This window comes from Bradyrhizobium sp. SZCCHNRI2009, from assembly GCF_032485115.1.
GTDB lineage: Bacteria > Pseudomonadota > Alphaproteobacteria > Rhizobiales > Xanthobacteraceae > Bradyrhizobium.
Genome location: NZ_JAUEUH010000008.1, coordinates 190,645 through 209,880 on the forward strand (window position 1 = coordinate 190,645; position 19,236 = coordinate 209,880).

General features: G+C 66.7%; 18 protein-coding genes. 9 read left to right on the top strand and 9 right to left on the bottom strand.

The genetic code is table 11. From position 1 onward, the window contains the following. Positions 1 to 117: 117 nt before the first annotated feature. From QX041_RS26445 to QX041_RS26455, 3 genes are read right to left on the bottom strand one after another with little or no spacing between them, the layout of a single operon-like run. Positions 118 to 1,761, bottom strand: coding sequence for a S8 family serine peptidase (locus tag QX041_RS26445; protein ID WP_316167054.1), 1,644 nt, complete (start codon positions 1,759 to 1,761; stop codon positions 118 to 120). Between the two features lie 33 nt (positions 1,762 to 1,794). Continuing rightward, positions 1,795 to 2,643 (bottom strand): hypothetical protein, encoded by an 849-nt coding sequence (locus QX041_RS26450; RefSeq protein WP_316167057.1) that lies wholly within the window; start codon positions 2,641 to 2,643, stop codon positions 1,795 to 1,797. Beyond that, positions 2,640 to 3,209: a sigma-70 family RNA polymerase sigma factor gene (locus QX041_RS26455; RefSeq protein ID WP_008961196.1), complete on the bottom strand. Its 570-nt coding sequence runs from the start codon at positions 3,207 to 3,209 to the stop codon at positions 2,640 to 2,642. Before QX041_RS26455 ends, QX041_RS26450 begins: the two co-directional genes overlap by 4 nt. A gap of 322 nt (positions 3,210 to 3,531) precedes the next feature. On the opposite strand from QX041_RS26455, the gene QX041_RS26460 reads away from it, so the two are divergent. Both QX041_RS26460 and QX041_RS26465 read left to right on the top strand, forming a co-directional pair. Then, on the top strand, positions 3,532 to 4,695 hold the full coding sequence (locus QX041_RS26460) for a GGDEF domain-containing protein (protein ID WP_316167058.1): 1,164 nt from the start codon (positions 3,532 to 3,534) through the stop codon (positions 4,693 to 4,695). Continuing rightward, positions 4,692 to 5,801, top strand: coding sequence for a DUF2336 domain-containing protein (locus QX041_RS26465; RefSeq protein ID WP_316167060.1), 1,110 nt, complete (start codon positions 4,692 to 4,694; stop codon positions 5,799 to 5,801). The genes QX041_RS26460 and QX041_RS26465 overlap by 4 nt, the downstream gene beginning before the upstream one ends. A gap of 12 nt (positions 5,802 to 5,813) precedes the next feature. Here QX041_RS26465 and QX041_RS26470 read toward each other — a convergent pair whose 3' ends face one another. Both QX041_RS26470 and QX041_RS26475 read right to left on the bottom strand, forming a co-directional pair. Beyond that, on the bottom strand, positions 5,814 to 6,452 hold the full coding sequence (locus QX041_RS26470; RefSeq protein WP_316167061.1) for a DUF1109 domain-containing protein: 639 nt from the start codon (positions 6,450 to 6,452) through the stop codon (positions 5,814 to 5,816). 2 nt (positions 6,453 to 6,454) lie between these two features. Beyond that, a complete protein-coding gene (locus QX041_RS26475) occupies positions 6,455 to 7,000 on the bottom strand; it encodes a sigma-70 family RNA polymerase sigma factor (protein ID WP_315753097.1) in 546 nt (181 codons plus the stop codon). Positions 7,001 to 7,324: 324 nt separating this feature from the next. Here QX041_RS26475 and QX041_RS26480 point away from each other — a divergent pair, with 324 nt between their 5' ends. The 6 genes from QX041_RS26480 (at position 7,325) to QX041_RS26505 (ending at position 12,780) form a co-directional block, all read left to right on the top strand. Continuing rightward, complete coding sequence (locus QX041_RS26480; protein WP_315753098.1) at positions 7,325 to 7,714, top strand: hypothetical protein; 390 nt, start codon at positions 7,325 to 7,327, stop codon at positions 7,712 to 7,714. 84 nt (positions 7,715 to 7,798) lie between these two features. Then, a complete protein-coding gene (locus QX041_RS26485; protein ID WP_315828241.1) occupies positions 7,799 to 8,578 on the top strand; it encodes an enoyl-CoA hydratase in 780 nt (259 codons plus the stop codon). Between the two features lie 248 nt (positions 8,579 to 8,826). Beyond that, entirely contained in the window at positions 8,827 to 10,245 is a 1,419-nt protein-coding gene (locus QX041_RS26490; RefSeq protein ID WP_315753100.1) for a TolC family outer membrane protein, read from the top strand. A gap of 85 nt (positions 10,246 to 10,330) precedes the next feature. Further along, the gene (locus tag QX041_RS26495; protein ID WP_316167063.1) at positions 10,331 to 11,995 is read left to right on the top strand and encodes a caspase family protein; all 1,665 of its coding nucleotides are present in this window, start codon (positions 10,331 to 10,333) and stop codon (positions 11,993 to 11,995) included. Positions 11,996 to 12,085: 90 nt separating this feature from the next. Continuing rightward, a complete protein-coding gene (locus QX041_RS26500; RefSeq protein ID WP_315768158.1) occupies positions 12,086 to 12,403 on the top strand; it encodes a DUF3303 domain-containing protein in 318 nt (105 codons plus the stop codon). Beyond that, positions 12,388 to 12,780, top strand: a complete 393-nt coding sequence (locus QX041_RS26505; protein ID WP_315716076.1) for a hypothetical protein — start codon at positions 12,388 to 12,390, stop codon at positions 12,778 to 12,780. The genes QX041_RS26500 and QX041_RS26505 overlap by 16 nt, the downstream gene beginning before the upstream one ends. A gap of 34 nt (positions 12,781 to 12,814) precedes the next feature. Here the strand turns inward: QX041_RS26505 and QX041_RS26510 are convergent, their stop codons facing one another. Together QX041_RS26510 and QX041_RS26515 are read right to left on the bottom strand one after the other, a co-directional pair. Next, positions 12,815 to 14,014, bottom strand: a complete 1,200-nt coding sequence (locus tag QX041_RS26510; RefSeq protein WP_316167065.1) for an adenylate/guanylate cyclase domain-containing protein — start codon at positions 14,012 to 14,014, stop codon at positions 12,815 to 12,817. A 205-nt stretch (positions 14,015 to 14,219) separates the two neighbouring features. Then, positions 14,220 to 15,569: a carbohydrate porin gene (locus QX041_RS26515; RefSeq protein ID WP_316167067.1), complete on the bottom strand. Its 1,350-nt coding sequence runs from the start codon at positions 15,567 to 15,569 to the stop codon at positions 14,220 to 14,222. Between the two features lie 963 nt (positions 15,570 to 16,532). On the opposite strand from QX041_RS26515, the gene QX041_RS26520 reads away from it, so the two are divergent. Further along, the gene (locus QX041_RS26520; RefSeq protein WP_316167069.1) at positions 16,533 to 17,171 is read left to right on the top strand and encodes a leucine-rich repeat domain-containing protein; all 639 of its coding nucleotides are present in this window, start codon (positions 16,533 to 16,535) and stop codon (positions 17,169 to 17,171) included. Positions 17,172 to 17,342: 171 nt separating this feature from the next. Here the strand turns inward: QX041_RS26520 and QX041_RS26525 are convergent, their stop codons facing one another. Both QX041_RS26525 and QX041_RS26530 read right to left on the bottom strand, forming a co-directional pair. After that, positions 17,343 to 17,474, bottom strand: coding sequence for a hypothetical protein (locus tag QX041_RS26525; protein ID WP_315828236.1), 132 nt, complete (start codon positions 17,472 to 17,474; stop codon positions 17,343 to 17,345). 531 nt (positions 17,475 to 18,005) lie between these two features. Then, on the bottom strand, positions 18,006 to 19,235 hold the full coding sequence (locus QX041_RS26530; protein ID WP_316167071.1) for a cyclic nucleotide-gated ion channel: 1,230 nt from the start codon (positions 19,233 to 19,235) through the stop codon (positions 18,006 to 18,008). Position 19,236: the final 1 nt, after the last annotated feature.

A 19,236-nucleotide genomic window follows, 5' to 3' on the forward strand; every position in this document is an offset into this window, starting at 1 on the left:
CGCCGTATATAGCCTTGGGGAGGGGATCACCGCTCCCACATGCTTTCTGTCGTGATCGCCCCGCTGCACGTTCAAGGCGAGCGGGAGATTTTCGGAACGTTCACGAAAACGTTGGCGTCATTGCTGCGCGGGCCGAAGCGCGTCGCCGGCTGGAGATGCCTCGGTCACCGCGGCCGACGCCGGGCGCAACTCGCGGGCCGCCGCGGGCTCCGTTTGCAGCCCCGCAGAAGGCACAGCAGCAGCAGGCGCATCCTGCGGCGCGGCCACGGCCTGGACCGCCGCCAGGGCATCCGCCTGCCCTGCCCCGAACAGATCGTCGCGTCCGGGCGGCCCGAGATCGCGCGCGGTCCCGGTCAGCACGGTCCGCACCGTCTCCGGCTTCAGCGCCGGATTGCGCTCGAGCACCAGCGCCGCAAGCCCGCTGACATAGGCCGCGGAAAACGAGGTGCCCGAGATGATCTGATATTTTCCGTCCGGCGCCGGCAGGAAGATCTCGGCGCCGGGCGCGGCCAGCGCGATGTAATTGCCGCGGTTCGACGCCGGCAGCAACTGGTCCCTGTCATCGGTCGCACTGACGGCGATGACGTTCGGATTGCCCGCAGGATACAGCGGCGGCGACTTGGCCCCGGCATTGCCGGCCGCGGCGACCATCACGACGCCCTTGGAAGCGACGGCCGCGATCGCGCGCTCGATCACCGCATCCTTCGGGCCGGCGAAGCTCATGTTGACGATCTGCGCGCCGTGCAGAACCGCGTAGTCCAGCGCCTTCAGGATCACATAGGAGCTGCTCTCCGGCCCGCCGCCTTTCTTGGCCATGCCGAAGGCGCGGATGGCGATGATGCGTGCATAGGGCGCGCTGCCCATCAACCGCTTGTGCGACACGATCACGCCGGCGATGCCCGTGCCGTGCACATGCGGCCCCTCGTCACCGCCGAGTGCGTCGAACGCGTCGAACGACGCGTCGGCGAATTCCGGGTGCTTGAGATCGACCGCGGAATCGATCACTGCGATGGTGACGTTGGAGCCCTGGGCCAGCCTGTGCGCTTCGGGCAGCCGCAGCTTCGCCAGCGCGTATTGCGCGGGATCGCCCTCGGCGGGCGGTGCGTTCTGCTGCTGCAGCGTGTAGCGGTAGTTCGGCTGCACCGAACGCACCCTGGCATCTGCCGCGAGCGCACGGCTAACCGCCTGCACCGAGCGGCGATCGGTGATCCGGAACAGACCGATGGTGGCGCCGATCAGCGGAAAGCGCTGCGAGCTGATGCGCTGCAGGCCATGGCGGCGCGCCAGCGCGTCGGCCTGATCGGCCGAGAGCCCGTCATCGATTTCGGCGACGATCTCGTTGGCGATGGTCCGCGGGTCGACCGCGGCCGCAGCTTTCGGCTCGCCCCGCTGCGTCACCTTGGCGGACCTGCCTTTGTCCAATCTTCCTTGGGACCGCCGGCCCTGCCCGTCCGCCGTCACCGGCCGGCGGTCGAGACATTCACCCGAGGCGCTGCGATCCGCCGGGTCGCAGGAGGTCTGCAGGTTCGGTGCAAATCGCGCATTGGGCAAGGTCGGGCGCACGGTCATCGCCGTCGGCGGCGGCGCACGCATCGCGGTGCCCGGGTTGATGCTCGGCACCCGGCTCGGGATGTTGATGTTGGGCGAACGCATCATCGCCTGGGCATGGGCACTGAGGTCGCCACCTGCGAAAGCAGGCATTGCGACGACAATCAGCATCGCGACCGATCTGGCGAACTGTAGCGGCGAAGTAGACGACATGGAGCCTCCGAATGACGTTCGGACGGCACGGGCCTATTGCGCGGCCACCGCGAGGCTGACGATCTTCTCGCGCGCCAGACGGCCGATCAGGCTGTCGGCCTCGGCCTTCGACAACGGCCGGTCGCCGAGTTGCAGCTTGAACAGGCCGCCCTTGGCGCCCTCGACGATCGAGGCCTGGTAGCTGTCGAGCAGCGCCGAGATGTCGGCCATGCGCGCATCCGGCGCGAACCGCACCAGCGCATAGGCGGGCGCGGTCGATCCGGCGACCTGCGGTCCAAGGCCGCGGATCAGCGGTGCGGCGGGGGCCGGGGCCGGTGCTTCGGCCATCCGCGAACGCGTCATGCTCTCGGGCGCCCGCTCCGCCGGGGCCGGCGCAGCGGCGCTCGGCGGCGGCGGCGCGGCCATCGGCCTGCTCGCGGGCTCGGGCGCCGCGGTCTTGTCCTGGACCGAGGCGGTCTGATAGGTCGCAGTCTGCGAGCGCATCAGCACGGCGCCGATCACGCCGGCCTGCGCCAGCACCAGCAGCGCGCCGAGGCTGACGGTCCACGCCAGGGTCCGCGGCGACAGGCTGTCGAAGAAATCCATCAGCCGCGCGCCGAAGCCGCGCGGCGCGGCAGGCTTCTGCACCGGATCCGCCTCGATCGCCGCGAACAGCTTCTGCATCGCACGCATCGACGGCGCGCCGAGGCTTTCGTTCAGCGCGATGGTCTCGGCATACTCCTTCTGGATTTCCGCATACTGCCTGGCGAGATCGGCATCGTTGGCGAGAGCCTCCTCGACCCGGCGCATGTCGCGCGCGCTCAGCGTGCCGGCGGCGTACCACGGCAGCAGGAGTTCGATCTCTCCGGGCTCTTGCTCCAGCATCTTGCTCAAAGCCATCATGGCCAGCCTCTCTCAATGCCGGCCGCTTTCAGGAGTTCGGCCAATTTCTTGCGCGCATAGAACAGGCGCGTCTTGACGGTGTTTTCCGGAATTCCGACGATCTCGGCCACCTCCTCCACGGACTTCTCGTGGTAGTAGACGAGATCGACGATCTCCCGGTGATCAGGCGAAAGCGCCGTCAGGCACTTGCGCAATGCTTCGCCGGTATTCTTCTTCTGGACCGCGACCTCCGGATCGTCGGAGGTATCCTCGATCGCGTTCGCGGCCTCGTCTTCCAGCTCAACGTCCTTCCGGCGCCGAAGGGCCGACAGGGCCTTGAACCGCGTGATCGCCAGGAGCCAGGTGGAGACGGCAGAACGGCCTTCGAACTTGCCGGCCTGACGCCACACGTCGAGAAAGACCTCGCTGATGAGGTCTTCCGCGACCTGCTCGTCCCGCACGAGCCGGAGCCCGAAACGGTACACCCTGACATGGTGCCGTCCGTACAGCACCTGCATGGCGAGCCGGTCGCCTTGAGCGATCCGGGCAATCAGGGTTTCATCTGACGCCGCTGCTGTCACGCTCAATGGCCGTCTCGCAAGATTGGTCTGGAGGATTGACGTCGCGGTTCGAACACAACCGCAAAAATCTTCAAAATACCGGAAAGATACGTCCCGAAATGTGAGTTGGCGCACAGACTTGCAGATTTCGCTGCAGCGCCCAGGTCGATCGTGACCAGCGGGTTCCCGCCTACCATGTTCCGCCCGTTCCCGCCAACTGCACGCCCTGAAAGCCGTAGATTCCCCGTCGCAGCACGACGCCGGCGGCCTCTTCGTCCATGCCCATAGATACCAAAGTTAAATGCTTTCCCACGTAGATTTTAAGCCAACGACGAAGAATCGCGAGCACATGGGCACGACGGCACCGCCTATTCCCAGTCCGAATGTCGCTGAGGCCGGGGACGCGCAACCGTCTCCGGCCAGCGACCTGCGCGCGCGTCGTGCCGGGCGGCGCCGGCAGATGCTGGCGCTGGTCGCCGGATGCTACCTGATCGACGCCGTCATCCTGCTGATCTACGCCGAGGCGGGAACCGTCCCGGTCACGATCGCGCCAGCCTACGCAGCGACCGGCATTCTGACCGTCGCGCTGTGGACCGCCCTGTCGGAGAGCGGCTTCAACGACCGTTTCCGCGACCACTACCTCGTGGTGCCGCAATCGCTCGCCAGCATGATGATCACGGTCGCGTTCTGCTACATCGCGCCCGAAGTCAGCATCCTCTTCCTGTGCACGCTGTACATCGTCGTCGCCTTTGCCTCGCTGCGGGCGACGCCGCGCCAGAGCGCGATCTGCTGGACGTTCCTCGCGATCGGGCTGGCGGGATTGTTCCTGCTCACCGACAAGCCGCTCGGCATGCCGCACGACAGCGGCCTCGAGCGGCTCGCGACGCTCCTGGTCTTCCTCCTCACCATCGCCGGCTGCATGTTCCTCGGCATCTTCTCCAGCGCGCTGCGCGAGACGCTGTACCAGCGCGGACAGAAGCTCAAGGAAGCCTATCGCCGCATCGAGGAGCTGGCCGAGATCGACGAGCTCACCGGCGCGCTGAACCGGCGCTCGATCATGGATGTGCTGGACGAGGAGATGGCGCAGGCGCGGCAGGGCGGCCAGCCCTGCTCGGTCGTGCTGATCGATCTCGACTGGTTCAAGCGCATCAACGACACGCATGGTCATCCGACCGGCGACGACGTGCTGCGCACCTTCGCCATCACCATCTTCGCCAACATTCGCGGCAGCGACCGCTTCGGCCGCTACGGCGGCGAGGAATTCCTGCTGGTGCTGCCGGGCGCACCGGCCGATGCCGCGGCGCGGCTCGCCGAACGATTGCGCCAGATCATCGCCGGCCTCGACTGGAGTGCGTTTTCGGCCGGCCTGCAGGTCACGTTCTCGGCCGGCGTGGCCACCCCGCGCGGCGACGAGACCGCCGATTCGCTGCTCGCCCGGGCCGATCGTGCGCTCTACGACTCGAAGGCGCAGGGCCGCAATCGCGTCACCAGCGCCTGCGCCGTCCCGGCATGACCCCGAAACCCGCCCCGAACGAAAGCCTGCTCGACGAGCTCGAGGACACGCTCGCGCACGGCACCGTCGCCCGGCGGGTCGAGACCCTGCGCAAGGTGACGGACCTGTTCGTCGACGGCGCGACGGACTTCGCCGATGACCAGGTCGCGCTGTTCGACGACGTGTTCGAATGCCTGATCGAGCACATCGAGATCTCGGCCCGCGCGCTGCTCGCGCGGCGGCTGGCGCCGCTGGCGTCGGCGCCGCCGCGAACGCTCTACCGGCTGGCCGATGACGACGCCATCGATGTCGCAGGCCCCGTGCTGTCGAAGTCCGAACGGCTCGACGAGGCCGCGCTGATCCGCACAGCCGAGACCAAGAGCCAGGCGCATCTGCTCGCGATCTCGCTCCGGCGCGTGCTCAGCCGCGCCGTCACCGACATCCTGCTCAGGCGCGGCAACGACGAGGTCGTTCACAGCACCGTCAGCAATCCCGGCGCCGACGTCTCGGAGGCCAGCCTCGACACGCTGGCGGATCGCGCCGCGCTGGACGAAAACCTCGCCGCGTGCCTCGCCATGCGGCCCAATCTGCCGCGCCACCTCTATCTGAAGCTGGTCGCCAAGGCGTCGGCCACGGTCCGCGCGCGGCTCGAGGCGGCAAACCCGAAGCTCGCGCAGGAGGTCTCCTCGGCGGTGCGGACGGCAGGCCGGCGGGCGCGATCGAGCGCGGTGGCGCTGACCAGCCAGACCGAGATCGCGCACGCGCTGGTGCGCTCACTGCATGCCGAGGGCCGGCTCGACGATCGTCTCGTCGTGCAGTTCACCGAGCAGCGCAAGTTCGACGAGGCCAATGCCGCCGTGGCAGCCATGGCCAACGTGCCGGTCGCGGTCGCCGAGAGCATCATGATCGAAAGCCGCGCCGAGGGCGTCATGATCCTCGCCAAGGTCGCAGGCCTGTCATGGCCAACGGTGAAGTCGATCATCCTGATGCGCGATGGGCTCGCCACCACCGCGACGACCGATCTCGACGCCTGCAAGGCCACCTATGAGCGGCTCCGGCGGTCCACCGCGCAGCAGGTGCTGCGCTTCCACCGCGTGCAGGACGCCGCAACGCCGATGCAGGTGTAGTCGCCTCCTGGGCTAATAGCGCAGCACCCTCGCGCCGATGAGCGCCCCGAGCCCGGCCACGATCAGCGCGGCCACCGTGTACCAGGTGGCCACGAACAGCGGCGAATCGTCGGTGCAATGCGCGGCATAGAGCGTCGCCGCCATGCCCGCCGAGACCAGCCCGGCGATCGCGCCCGTCATCGCCGGACGCGACGGCGCGCCATGGCGCAGGCCGAACAGCGCGGCGGCCAGCAGCGGCAGCGACAGCACGGGAATGGCGCTCATGCACACCATCGAATTGTGGCCGACCAGCCGCGCCATCATCGGCGTGCGCTGCGGCAGCATCATCTCCGCCGCCATGCCGCCGACGAGGACGAGGATCGGCGCGATCAGGAGCCAGCTCCAGCCCTGCAGCGAAGCTTCGGGGCGCGACAGATGCAGGCTGATGACCAGCGCCGGGATCGCCAGCGCCGTGGTGACGACGAACTTCAGGTCGAAGAACGGATTGCGCACCGCGAGCCAGATGTCCGGCCGGACGCCGAGGCCGATGAGCAGCATTGCGGTCGAGACCGGCGTTGCCGCCATCAGGGCCAGCGCCAGCACGATGCCGACCGGCTGCGCGCGCTGCGCATTGTCGGCCGAGAGGGTGCGGATGAGCTGATCGGTGTCCATGGTCAGGTATCCCGTAGCTTGGCCGTGAGGCTTGCGAGTGCCCGGTGCAGCGCCACCCGCACCGCGCCCTCGCTCATGGAAAACTTCTCCGCGGTCTGCTTGATCGAGGCAGCCTCGACTGCGATCGACTGCAGCACGTCGCGCTGACGCTGCGGCAGGGTCTTCAGCTGCGCCTCGACCTCGCCGGCCGAGACGGTGGGCGCCGGCGGCTCGTCGGCCAGCGTCTCCGAGAAATCGTCGATGTCGACGAACACCCGCCGGCCGCGCCGGCGCAGCATGTCGATCAGCTTGTTGCGCGCGATCGCGAACAGCCAGGGCGCGAACGGCGCATGGACGTCCCAGGTGTGCCGCTTGAGATGAACCGCCAACAGAATTTCCTGCACGATGTCCTCGGCCTGGTCGGGGGGCTGACCGGCGCGCGCCAGCCCGCGCCGTGATGCTGCGCGCAACACCGGCGTGATCGCCCTCAGCAGGCGATGATAGGCCTCGTCGTCACCGGCGACGGCCTGGCGCATCCAGCCCGTCCACTCGTCGTCACGCTCGCGCAACTCCGCTCCACCCCCAGCAATTCGCCCGAATCGTCAGTTTGTTACTCTCGCGGCATCCTGATCACTAATTCGTGATGCGGACATTGGCCTCGGAACCATCCGAGTTACGCCACAACGAGAGCACGCCACCGGGCAAGTCTTGGAACCGCTCCATAGCACCGAATCGAAAGGCGCATGATCAGGTTTAATGGGCCGCGCCGCAAAGTGCGGCGCCGCCCAGCTTTTGCCGTGAGCGGCAGGAAGATACCCATTTTCTGCCCCGTTCTCGACATCTGTCGGGGTCTCACTCCGGCCTGGGCTGGCGGGATGGGGAGAGAGCCGACGATGACGATCCAAGCCAGTGGACGTTCAGCATTGATCATTGCCGCCGCGTTCGTTCTGGGCCTCGTTGGCACTGGATTCGCCCGCGCGGCCGAACAGCAGAGCTACAGTCCGTTCTTGCCGGTCGGCTCCGAGAGCGCTCCGGCGGCGAAGCAGGACGGATTCCCGGCGCCGATGCCGGTCGAAGCCCAGGCTCAGGCCGCACCCGCGGCGGAATCGGCCGACGCCGCCCCGAGCGATGCGCCAGCGGCCTCGGACGTCACCGTGAACATGGTCACGGTCAGCAATGACGACAGCTCGGGCTGGGACAAGGCCTCGATCATCGGCAAGATCTTCATCGCCTGCGGCACCCTGCTCACCCTGGGCTCGGCGGCACGAATGTTCATGATCTGAGGCGCCGCGCGGCGCTGCACCTACTTGATGCGCACCGATCCAGCGGGCACATTGCCCGCTGTTTTGATTTGTCGGGGTGGGATCATGAGCGTTTACGAGCACATCATCGTCGAAGGCAAAGGCGCGGTCGGAATCATCACCCTGAACCGGCCGAAGATGCTCAACGCGCTGTCGTTCGGCGTCTTCCGCGAGATCGCCGCCGCCGTGGATGATCTCGAGGCCGACGACGCCATCGGCTGCATCGTGATCACCGGCAGCGACAAGGCGTTCGCCGCCGGCGCCGACATCAAGGAGATGCAGCCCAAGAGCTTCATCGACATGTTCTCGAGCGACTTCACCGCGATCGGCGGCGACCGCGTCGCGCGCTGCCGCAAGCCGACGATTGCGGCGGTCGCCGGCTACGCGCTCGGCGGCGGCTGCGAGCTCGCGATGATGTGCGACTTCATCATCGCCGCCGACACCGCGAAATTCGGCCAGCCCGAGATCACGCTCGGCACCATTCCGGGCATCGGCGGCACCCAGCGCCTGACGCGCGCGATCGGCAAGGCCAAGGCGATGGACCTCTGCCTCACCGGCCGCATGATGGATGCGGCCGAGGCCGAACGCTCCGGCCTCGTCAGCCGCATCGTGCCGGCCGACAGGCTGATGGATGAGGTGATGGCTGCGGCCGAGAAGATCGCATCGATGTCGCGCCCGGCAGCGGCGATGGCCAAAGAGGCCGTCAACCGCGCCTTCGAGACCCCGCTGTCCGAAGGCATGAATGTCGAGCGCAACCTGTTCCACGCCACCTTCGCACTGGAGGACCGCGCCGAGGGCATGGCCGCGTTCATCGAGAAGCGCAAGCCGGTGAACAAGAACCGCTGAGATTGCTGCGGGTCACTCGCAGCTGAACGAATCGATCTGCCTCTCATGTCGCCGGGTGCACCTCACCCGCTTACCAAGCGCATATCCGCGCGCCGGGCCGCAGCACTGCGACAAACGGTCTGTGGCGAGCACGCCACAACAAACCATGGAAAAGCCCGCCAGATTCCACATCGGCGGTTTGTGTGTGGCCGCCATCCGCCCTAAACAGGTAAACAACTGGTTAAGACAGTGAGACGCGGCGGAGTCGGATGGTGGGTCGAGCCAAAGAATTTGGCGTCGGCAAGATGCGTGTGCGAAGGATCGGCCTCGGCCTGACCCTCGCGGGCAGCCTTGTCGTCGTGTGCTCGCCCGCGCGCGCCGAGGATCTCGCCGCCGCGCTCGCGAAAGCCTATCAGACCAATCCGGCGCTGAATGCGGAGCGCGCGCGCCAGCGCGCCACCGACGAGAACGTGCCGCAGGCGCTGGCCGGCTATCGTCCGCAACTGATCGCGAGCCTCGGCGCCGGCCTGCAGGCGGTGCGCAATCTGCTGCCCAACAACACGATCCAGACCGCGACATTGAAGCCCTGGACCATCGGCGTCACCGTTACGCAGACGCTGTTCAACGGCTTCCGGACCGCCAACAGCGTCCGCATGGCCGAGCTGCAGGTGCAGTCGGGCCGCGAGGCGCTGCGCAATGTCGGCCAGGGCGTGCTGCTCGACGCCGTCACCGCCTACACCAACGTGCTCGCCAACCAGTCGCTGGTCGAGGCACAGCGCTCCAACGTCGCCTTCCTGCGCGAGACGCTCTCGGTCACGCAGCGCCGTCTCAATGCCGGCGACGTCACGCCGACCGACGCCTCGCAGGCCGAGGCGCGGCTGTCGCGCGGGCTGTCCGATCTCAACGCCGCCGAGGTCAACCTCGCCATCAGTCAGGCGACCTATGCCCAGGTCATCGGCATGGCGCCGGGCCAGCTTCGCGCGGCCGACCCGATCGATCGCCTGCTGCCGCGGAGCCGCGAGGACGCGATCGCGCTCGGCAACAAGGAAAATCCGGCCGTGGCCGCGGCGAGCTTCGACGTCGACGTGGCCTCGACCTCGATCAAGGTCGCCGAGGGCGCGCTGCTGCCGAGCGTGACCCTGCAGGGCGGTGTCAGCCGCAGCCGCGATTCGGATCAGACGCTGGGTACCTTCGGCACCGACCAGGCCTCAATCGTCGGCAGCATCACCGCGCCGATCTATGACGGCGGCACGGCGGCGTCGCAGACCCGCCAGAGCAAGGAGCTCGCGGCGCAGAGCCGCCTCGTGCTCGACCAGGTCCGCAACCAGGCGCGAACTGCGGTGGTCAGCGCCTGGGTTGCCAACGAGGGTGCCAAGGTCGCCGTCAGCGCCTCCGAGGCCGAGGTGAAGGCCGCCACCATCGCGCTGCAAGGCGTGTCGCGCGAGGCCCAGGGCGGCCAGCGCACGACGGTCGACGTGCTGAACTCGCAGGCCGATCTGATCCAGGCCAAGGCACGGCTGATCGGCGCGCAGCGCGACCGCGTCATCGCCTCCTATACGCTGCTCAGCGCGATCGGCCGGCTCGACGTCAAGAACCTCAATCTGAATACGCCGGACTATCTGCCCGAGGTGCACTACCACCAGGTGCGCGACGCCTGGCACGGCCTGCGCACGCCCTCCGGACAGTAGTGCGAGCGGTCATCGCTCAAGGCCGACGACCTTGCTTTGCCGATATTGCCGGATAGTCTGACGCACGACCGACTCCGGGGCTGTCATGACGGCATTGCGTTACCTGTTGCTTGTTCTCGTTCTCATCAGTTCAGGCAGCACCGCCGCGCTGGCGGACAAGCGCGTCGCGCTGATCATCGGCAACTCCGCCTACAAGACTGTCGCCAGGCTATCGAACCCGGCCAACGATGCGAAGCTCGTCGGCGACATGTTCCGCAACGCCGGCTTCGAGCGCGTCGACGTCAGGCTCGATCTCGGCGTGCAGGAGATGCGCCGGGCCTTGCGCGAGTTCGGGGCGCGGGCGCGCGAGGCCGAGGTCGCGGTGATCTACTACGCCGGCCACGGCATCGAGCTCGACGGCACCAACTATCTGATCCCGACCGATGCCGCGCTGGAGGCGGACAGCGACGTTCTCGACGAGGCGATCGCGCTCGAGCGCGTGCTGTTCGCGATCGAGCCGGCCAAGCAGTTGCGCCTCGTCGTGCTCGACGCCTGCCGCGACAATCCGTTCGCCAAGACGATGAAGCGCAGCGTCGCCTCGCGCAGCATCGGACGCGGCCTCGCCAAGGTCGAGCCGTCGAGCCCGAACACGATGATCGCATTCTCGGCCAAGGCCGGGTCGACCGCCGCCGACGGCGACGCCAGCAACAGCCCGTTCGCAACGGCGCTGGTGGCGCATCTGCCAAAGCCCGGCCTCGATCTGCGCCGCGCGTTCGGCTTCGTCCGCGACGACGTGCTGAAGGCGACCGGCTATCGCCAGGAGCCCTATGTCTACGGATCGCTCGGCGGCAACGACGTGGCGCTGGTGCCGGTCGTGCAAGCTCCGAGCGCGGCGGCCGATTCCGACGCGGCGATGCGGCGCGACTACGAGCTCGCCGAGCGCATCGGCAGCGAGGCGGCGTTCGATGCCTTCATCGAGAAATATCCAAGCGGATTCTACGCCGCGCTCGCCAGGGCGCAGCGCGCCAAGCTCGCGCCGGCGGCAGCCGACGTCGCCGCGCCCGCCGCGACCGACGTCACGCGCAGCCCGCCCGAAGCGTCAGGGCAACGTGCGGACAAGCCGCCCGCGGCGTCGGAGCCTGCCAAGCCCGCGATCGTCGCGGCGTTGCCGCCGCCCGCGGACAAGGTCGCGCCGCCGAACCTGGCACGCGAGCTTGCCGGCGAGCTGCGGCGCGTCGGCTGCAGCACCGCCGACAGCGACGGCACCTGGGACATCAACGCGCGCCGGGCGCTGGAGCGCTTCAACAAGCAGGCCGGCACCCGGTTCGATACCAAGCTCGCCAGCCTCGACGCGCTCGACGCCGTCAAGGCGAAGACAGCCCATGTCTGCCCGCTGCTCTGCCCCAAAGGCCAGCGCGCCGACGGCGAGAGCTGCGTCGCCATCGCCTGCCCCGCCGGTCAGGCGCGCGACGGGGATGGCGATTGCGTGAGGCGCAAGGACGAGCCGATCGCGAAGAAGCCGGACGAGGCGCTCAGGCACGACGAGCCGGCGCGCAAGAAGGAGCCACCGGTGGCGGCGCGCTCCGAGCCGGAGCCGAAGCGCGTCAGCGGCGGCGGCCGCTGCACCAGCATCAGCCAGCGCTGCGCGATCGAGATCGGCGGCCGCTGCAATCCCGCCACCGGCCATTGGGAATACGGCCGCAACGGCGCCGGCGGCAACACGATGTCGTTCAACAACTGCATCGGCCGGATGATGGCCGGGCGGCGCTGAGCGGACGGCCGCGTCCGGAGACGAGACAACCGGGGCGATCTGGAACAGGCGCGCGAACTCGCCCACAATGGGCGGCAACCGGAGGCGCGCATGCTGTTCATGGTGATCGAACGTTTCAAGGACCGCGATCCGATCCCGGTCTACCGCCGGGTGCGCGATCCCGGCATCACGTTTCCCGATGGGCTCAAATATCTCGGCAGCTGGATCGAGCCGAACTTCGACCGCTGCTTCCAGCTGATGGAATGCGACGACGCACGCCTGCTGCAGCAATGGATCCTGTCCAACGCCCGCGACACCGGCATGACCTTCGAGATCGTGCCGGTGGTGACCAGCGCGGAGACGCGCGAGGTGGTGGCGCCCTTTTTGGATGAGAATCCACTCGCGGGCGGACGATGCTCGACATCCTGACGCAGGTGCTCGCCGCATGCATCGTCTCCTACGCGATCGCTGTTCTAATGCCGTCGTGGCGGGCGTTGCTCGTGGCGACGCTGATCGTCGTGCTGCTGACTGCGTTCGACGGGATACGGCATTGGTGGTCGCCAGCGTCGGATCGTTGTCACAGCACCTGTACACTCAACGATCTGCTCGCCATTCCGCTGCTGCCGATTGCGAGAGCAGGCTTCTTGACCGGAGCAGCGATCCGCGCACTGACCTTCCTTCCGCATGCCCAAAGACTGTCGTCGCGGGCGATCATCATGATCTTGGTTGCCGGAGGGCCCATCGCCATCGCAATCGTCTTGTTCGCGCCGGATGTTGTTTTCTGGCACCCGCCCCGGCTGGGCTAGGCTCAGTCGATCGACACGGCCCTGCCCGAATTCGCTACCCCTCGAACGAAAACAGCTCGATCGGGTCGCTGAAGCCGCGTACCGGAAATTCGCCGACGCGCTCCAGCGCGAACGGGCCCTCGACGAGCTCGGCAAACGCACGCGACATCAGCACGGGACGGCCGACCTGCTTGGTCAGCGCCTCCATGCGCGAGGCCATGTTGACCGCGGGTCCGATCACCGTGAAATCCAGACGTGTCTGCGAGCCGATGTTGCCGTACATCACGTCACCGACATGGATGCCGATGCCGTAGCGGAGCGGCGCCCGGCCGCTCTCGGCGTGGCGTGCGTTCAGCTCCGCCATCGCCTGCCTGGCGCCAGTCACGGCATGCAGCAGGTTGGCACAGGCTGCGGGCTCGGTGAGCGGAAAGATCGCGAGCAGGCCGTCGCCGATGAACTTCAGGATCTCGCCGCCGTGCTGCGTGATCGGTTCCACCATCGCGTCGAAATAGCCGTTGAGCAGATCGATGACATCGTCGCGCGGCCAGTTGTCGGAGATCCTGGTGAAGTCTCTGAGGTCGCAGATCATGATCGCCGCGCGCACCGTCGTGCCGCTGCCGCGCCGCGTCGCTCCCGCCAGGACCATCTCGGCCGCATGCGGCCCGACATAGGTCTCCAGCAACGTCCGCGCCAGGCGGTTCTTGATGCGAATCTCGCTCACCAGCGCCAGCACCGGCAGCAGCCGCTGCAGCGCGTCGATGTCGGCCTGGTCGAAGCCACCGTGGCGATCGGTCGCGAACGTCACGAAATGCCGCTTGCCGAGCGTGTGATATATCGGCCAGGCGACGTAGTCGGTCAGGCCCTGCGCCCGCATCTCGTCATAGATCGCATGCTGACGGCCGAGCCTGGGATCGCGCGCCAGATCTTCGCGAATCTCCTCGGCACCGCCGTAGATTTCGGCGCCGGGGCTGCCGATGAATTCGGACCGCTCGCGGACGTCGTAGTCGATGCGGGCGATCTCGGCCCCTTGCATGCCGTCGCTCCACAGCATCCGGGCGCCGAGCCATTGCGGATGGTTGATCTGAACGTGCAGCGAGGCGCGCTTGAGCGGAATGCCGGCGCGCTGCAGCCGGATGCACATCTGCGCGAAGATGTTGTCGATGAAGCGCTCGTGGCGGGTGCCGTTGGTGAGCCAGTCCACGACCTCGTCGCCCAGGCGCTGGCCAGGGGCGAGATGGACGTCTGTTGCGGTCATGGCGATCTCCTGGCGGCTCGGCGTCGCGGTCCAGGAGATGTCGTGCCGCAATGCGAAAGAGTCAATCGACGTCATCGCATCGCGGCCCACCCGGATGGGCAGGATACGCCAGCTCCTCATCGGATCGGCGAGCCGGGACAGCCGAGACGCCTCGCGCAGATGGGGCGGATGCTGCACATCCACCCCATCGGCTCACGTCGCAAGATCAGAAGTGGACGACCGTCCGCAGGCCGAGCACCACCGCATTGCCGGTCTTCAAGCCGGCGGCGTTGAAGCCGCGTCCGCCCGGATTGATGACATACTGGGCGTCGAACTTCAGGTTCATCCAGCCCGTCGCCTGCCAGCCATACCAGGCCTCGATCGGCACCTCGTTGCCGCCCGCATTCGGCGTCAGCGCCGCCGAGTTGACATGCGTGGTGCCGACCGCGAAGCCGACCTCGTCGTCGGGACGGAACGAGAAGGTGCCGGTGTGCTTGACGCCCCAGGAGATCTGGTAGTCCTGATACGCGGTGCGGTGATCGGCGACGCTGGTGTTGAGGAAGGTGTACCAGCCCTGCGCCTTGGGACCCTCGACCGTCAACCGCTGCAGGATCGATTCGTAGAAGCCGTAGCGGCCGCGCTGGCTGCTGAGGTTCTGATCGCCGACGCCGGGGCCGCCGGCATACACGCCGGTGATGCCGGGCAGACCGCCGTCGATGGTCGAGGCGCTGTCATACCAGCCGCCGACGCGCCAGGTGCCGTTGAGCGGACCGCTCGGTTCATACACCACCTCGACCGGCACCAAGACGCCTGCGGCCGGATTCGAGCGCGGAATGCCCGGCGCGAGATAGACGCCCGCGTCCGACGTCGTCAGATAGTTCGGATTGGCGTCGTAGACGCCGACCGACAGCTTCCACTCCTTGGTGAAGTTGTAGTGCACGACGCCGGCCCACTGGCTCACCGGCCAGTTGTAGATGTAGCCGCCCTGGATGTTGCCCGGCTGGCCGCCGCAGAAGGTCAGGTTGATGAACTCGCACTGGCCGAAGAAGAAGTCGGAGCCGACCGGCAGCCGGCCGCCCTTGAGCACGAGGCGATCGTCGAACAGCTTCTGCTGATAGTAGAACTCGGTCAGGCGCAGGATGTTGCCGCGGCCGAACACCTCGTTGGTCAGTTGCAGCGCCGGAATGCCGGCCTCGCTGTTGAGATTCTTGCCGAAGCGATCGACCAGCGTCACGCCGATCATGCCGCCCTGGATGCCGGCGAGCTTGGCCATGTCGAACTTGGCCTCGAACCACAATTGCCCGGCATTGGCCGCGGTGTTGCGCGAGCCACCCGACAGATTGGTGACGGCTTCGTCGCCGAGCGTGAGCGCGAGCGAGATGCCCTGCTCCTTCAGCCTGGTCCGGCCGAGATCGCCGAACAGATACGGCCGCGTCCAGAAATCATCGACACCCGCATAGGGAATCGGCGGCGCCTTCATCGGCAGATCGGCCGCGACCGCACCACCGCCACCCAACAAACAAGACAAAGCAACCCCTACGCCGCACATGCGCGCGGTCGTCGCAAACCCACTCATTTTTCCTGCTCCTCGCAGCGTCCCCAGGCTCTGGATGTTGTTCTGTCGCGCCCGGCCCAGAGCCTCCGTCCCGGCACGCGCTTCCCCACGGCTCATCCCCGGCAGCCGCCCATTCGAGGGGCGATTTCGTCAACCTGAGATTGGATGGCAATCCTAGCAAGCGCCGAGGCGCCTTTGAATAGTCATATTATATTTGGGAGTCGGTATAACCGTAACTGTGACATCAGCGTCACATGCCGCATTGCGGAATATCTGCTGTTCAGATCCGACCACGTGAAGCCGGCCGTATGTCGCTACGCTCACGAGCGGCTCGCCTGGAAGCACGATGTCTCCGCGCGTCATTGGAGAGGAGCTGCGAGTTCGAGAGCTCTCGGGCCGAGACAACTTCCTAGCGAGGCTGCGCATCTTGAACGAGGGCATTCCACTCATCGCGAACGGCGTCCCGAAGCAGACCAGGAGGGATCGCGCCCACGTTCTCTGGCGCAAGATGACTAGGCTGTGGGCTGCATGTCTCGATCAGGAAATTGACGGCATCGTCTGTTGTCTCAACCCCAGCGGCTTTGGCCGTCGGTGCATACGTGCGGACGCAGGCTTTGAGGTTAGAGACCACTTGACGCAGTCTGTCGTTCTCAGCCCGTGCTGATACTAACAGCGCAGCGGCAACAAGCAGCAATGCAATTGCCGTTCTCAAGGCATCGATCCCCATGACATCCAGCCCATCAGAATTGCATCGGCAGTTATGCGGTTTAAGTGTGTAAACACCAGTTACGCGTCAGCCGAGGGTCAGCCAGCTTCGGAGAAAAAAACTGCCTTGTGGCGTCACTGCAAGCTTACTTCCAGTTGCACCCTGATAGCGTAAACTTCCGCCGCGGACCGAAAGGCCCGAGACGGGCCAGAAGCGCCCTTGGTCTCCGGGTGAAGTCGAGGCATGATCCGGCCGTGAGGAACGCGTCGGACTTGCACTTGTCGTTGTGGAAACAGGCGCTCGGCGCCGTACCGGATCATGTCTGGGATCGGACGAACCTGCAATCGCTCGTGCTGGCCGACAATCGCCTGGTGGAGCTCTCGGACAGGGTCGGCGAGCTACACGCCCTGAGAACGCTGGACCTGGGCCATAACCTGTTGCGGCAGATTCCGGCTGCGCTAGGCGAACTCGTCGGCCTGAGCGACTTCCTGTACTTGCACGACAACGTGCTGAAAGAGCTTCCGCCGTCGTTGGGGCGACTTACCCGGTTGCGCTACCTCAACATCAGTGCAAACGAATTCGAGAGGCTGCCCGACGCGGTTACCGAGATGTCGGGACTTCTCGAACTTCGCGTGACCGACAATCGCCTGACGACTCTGCCGACGACCATTTCCAAGCTGACGCGGCTGCGTGAGCTGCATCTCAGGAACAACAGCTTGACCCATTTGCCGGAAGAGATCGGTTCAATGGTGGAGCTGCGGCAGATCGACTTGAGAGGGAACCCTGTCGCCGCATTGCCGGAAGCGCTGCTCAAGCTTCCACGCCTCGAAAAGCTCGATCTGCGCTGGGTGACGACGATTTCCCACCCGGACTGGTTCGCTGAGCTCAAGGAACGAGGTTGCGCGATTTACCTGTAACGCTTGCGTTTGCAACGTCCGCACAAGCCGCCGTCTCGAACGTTTGAGCGCGAGGGCCATTGTGCCGCAGACGGCCGCCGACTTGCTGCGCCGGGCGAGTCGGAGCGATCGGGCCAAATTCGGTCGTGACCTGTCGTCGTTGATTTGCCCGACGAGCAGCGTCCCGGCCGTTCATGCAACGAAATTGGTCTCGGCCACCCCAAATCGGCCTTTGCCGGAACGGCGCATTTCATCAGCAGCTTCAACGCCATCGCCCGTTTCAAGAGCTTCGTGCAAAAATAAACCACTTCCGAAAATCAGCAAATCATGTCTATTCTCTCCACGTTCCGGTCTGGATGAGGGGCGTACGCGTCGTCACGACACGTTGGGCCGGCAATGCGGTGGACGTGAGGGCATCAGCGCGCTTCATGCGCGGACGATTGATGCGCTCGCGGACGTGAAGTCGCGTGGTCCTGACACCCCGAAGCTGGTGTCCCCGCGGCGGCGAGCGAGACGCGCGTCGTCGCGCACGGTGGCCAACAAGCCCGGTGCACCGAGGAGATCGCGTATAAGCGTTAAAACCGCCGCGCAGGGAATGCCGGATGAACCGGCTTTGCCTGTGGTACCTGCCGCCTGCATTTTTTCAGCAGGCGGGCCATGGGTGAGGCCCTCACCCGGCATTCCCTGCGCCCTCATCACTATCGAGGGCGGACGTCTTCCGCATCTCCTGGGTGCAATCGCGCCGCGGGATGGTGCGCGCGCGCCCGGCTGTTTGACTCGTTGGAAGATGGAATGAGACGCGCGCCTGCTCTGCGCCTGCCTTCGCCAACGACGTACGGAATCCGCGCGCCGCCCCTACCCGTCCGTCTGGTCGTCGTGCTCGGCCTGCGACAGCTCGGCGAGGGCGAGGTCGCCGGAATCGGCCATGCGCGCCTTGGCGATGGTCCGGACATGCGCGGCCAGCGCCGGCATGCGCGCGATGAGCGCGTGGAAATCCTGCGCGTCGAGCAGCAGCAGCCGGGTCTTGCGCGTCGCCGTCACGGTGCCCGAGCGCTTGGTCCGGTGCAGCAGCGCGATCTCGCCGAAGAACGTGCCGTCGGCGAGCTTGACGCATTGCGTCGGCAGCTCGATCTCGACCTCGCCGGCAGTGATGAAATACATCGACGAGGCGGCATCGCCGCGCCGCACCAGCACCTCGCCGGATTCGATCGTGCGTGCACGCAGCAGCCGCATGATGTCGGCGATTTCGGACGCCGAAAGATGCGAGAACAGCGGCACCCGCGCCAGCATGCCCCAGGTGACGACGAAGTCGCGCCGCTTGATCTCCTCGGCGAACGCGGTGGAGATGATCGCGACCGGCAGCGCGATCATGGCGAAGCCCCAGATGATCGCGAACACCGTGATGATGCGGCCGAGCGGCGTCACCGGCACGACATCGCCATAGCCGACGGTGCCGAGCGTCACGATCGCCCACCACATCGCGTGCGGGATGGTGCCGAACTTGTCGGGCTGGACGTCGCGCTCGACCGCATAGAGCAGCGAGGCGAACAGCAGCACCGCGCCGGCCAGGATGACGAGGCAGCCGATCAGGATGCGCCGCTCGGCCTGCACCGCCGACAGCAGCGAGCGCAGCGCCGGCGAATAGCGCACCAGCTTGAGGAACGGCAGCACGATGCACACCGCTTCCAGGCTGCGGTCGCCGAGCACGAGCGCAATCGCGGCCGGCACGAAGGACAGGAGATCGATCAGGCCGAGCGCTGACAAGGCGTAGGCGAGCCGCTCCCGGTGCGGCGACTGGCGCCGCGGCATGTGCCCCGCCACGCTCCAGAGCCGAGCGACATACTCCGCGGCAAACACGATCAGCGAACAGACCTTGATCGCTCGCAGCAATCCGCCAATGGCGGCCGCGATGTCCGGGTCGGAGGCCAGCACCACCGCCAGCACGTCGAGCGTGATGACGAGCACGATGAACTGGACGACGCGCGAGCCGTGCGTGCTCGGCAGATGGTCGTGCTCGAGCAGCTCGTACAGCCGGTCGCGCAGATCGGGATCGCGAACGCTCTCGCCCGGCCCGAGCGTCGGCACG

Excerpts from the sequence above, each read along its gene's own strand:
- QX041_RS26445 (WP_316167054.1), bottom strand. The coding sequence starts at position 1,761 with ATGTCGTCTACTTCGCCGCTACAGTTCGCCAGATCGGTCGCGATGCTG.
- QX041_RS26450 (WP_316167057.1), bottom strand. The coding sequence starts at position 2,643 with ATGATGGCTTTGAGCAAGATGCTGGAGCAAGAGCCCGGAGAGATCGAA.
- QX041_RS26460 (WP_316167058.1), top strand. The coding sequence starts at position 3,532 with ATGGGCACGACGGCACCGCCTATTCCCAGTCCGAATGTCGCTGAGGCC.
- QX041_RS26465 (WP_316167060.1), top strand. The coding sequence starts at position 4,692 with ATGACCCCGAAACCCGCCCCGAACGAAAGCCTGCTCGACGAGCTCGAG.
- QX041_RS26470 (WP_316167061.1), bottom strand. The coding sequence starts at position 6,452 with ATGGACACCGATCAGCTCATCCGCACCCTCTCGGCCGACAATGCGCAG.
- QX041_RS26480 (WP_315753098.1), top strand. The coding sequence starts at position 7,325 with ATGACGATCCAAGCCAGTGGACGTTCAGCATTGATCATTGCCGCCGCG.
- QX041_RS26485 (WP_315828241.1), top strand. The coding sequence starts at position 7,799 with ATGAGCGTTTACGAGCACATCATCGTCGAAGGCAAAGGCGCGGTCGGA.
- QX041_RS26490 (WP_315753100.1), top strand. The coding sequence starts at position 8,827 with ATGGTGGGTCGAGCCAAAGAATTTGGCGTCGGCAAGATGCGTGTGCGA.
- QX041_RS26495 (WP_316167063.1), top strand. The coding sequence starts at position 10,331 with ATGACGGCATTGCGTTACCTGTTGCTTGTTCTCGTTCTCATCAGTTCA.
- QX041_RS26500 (WP_315768158.1), top strand. The coding sequence starts at position 12,086 with ATGCTGTTCATGGTGATCGAACGTTTCAAGGACCGCGATCCGATCCCG.
- QX041_RS26505 (WP_315716076.1), top strand. The coding sequence starts at position 12,388 with ATGCTCGACATCCTGACGCAGGTGCTCGCCGCATGCATCGTCTCCTAC.
- QX041_RS26510 (WP_316167065.1), bottom strand. The coding sequence starts at position 14,014 with ATGACCGCAACAGACGTCCATCTCGCCCCTGGCCAGCGCCTGGGCGAC.
- QX041_RS26515 (WP_316167067.1), bottom strand. The coding sequence starts at position 15,569 with ATGAGTGGGTTTGCGACGACCGCGCGCATGTGCGGCGTAGGGGTTGCT.